Here is a 656-nt window from a genome sequence, read left to right on the forward strand (position 1 = left end):
AGGAGACTTCCATGGCCCTCATGTTCCCGCGGCTCGCCCGCAATTTCGTGAAAAACGGATACTTCCCCACGGATGAACCCACGCTCGAAAGAGCCCTCAACGCACTGATGCCCAGCGACGGGTCGATGTGCATCCTCGATCCCTGCGCAGGCGAAGGCGTGGCGATCGCCGAAGCTGCTCATGCCCTCGGACGCGAGCAGGTAAAGGCGTTCGCGGTCGAGTTCGACGCCGAGCGGGCACGCCATGCCCGCGGCCTAGTCGATCATTGCCTGCATGCGGACCTCATGGACGCGATGATCTCCAAGCAGTCGTTCGGGCTGCTCTGGCTCAACCCACCGTATGGCGACCTGTCCAAGGACGTCAACGGCAATATCGGTTATCAGGGACAGGGCCGTGCCCGCCTTGAAAAACTGTTCTATCAGCGCAGCCTGTCGCTGTTGCAGTACGGCGGCGTGCTGGTCTTCATCGTCCCTGGCTACGTGCTCGACGCGGAGCTGGTCGGCTGGCTGACGCGCCACTACACCGACCTGCGGATCTACCGAGCGGTGGAAACGCAGTTCAAGCAGGTGGTGATCTTCGGTCGCAGGGTGCGTCAGCGCGAGCAGGCACCCGATGGCGTCAAGGCCGTGCGCAATCTGCTGCTGCAGGTTGGGCTT

Annotated in this window: 1 protein-coding gene; it reads left to right on the forward strand. The window is 62.8% G+C overall.

Annotation, left to right across the window (positions count from 1 at the left end; genetic code table 11):
• Positions 1–11 precede the first annotated feature (11 nt).
• Positions 12–656, forward strand: a 645-nt coding sequence (locus tag BRO63_RS04455; protein ID WP_256943240.1) for a DUF6094 domain-containing protein, incomplete at its 3' end; no start/stop codon positions are given.

The organism is Achromobacter xylosoxidans, from assembly GCF_002192695.1.
GTDB lineage: Bacteria > Pseudomonadota > Gammaproteobacteria > Burkholderiales > Burkholderiaceae_B > Achromobacter > Achromobacter xylosoxidans_C.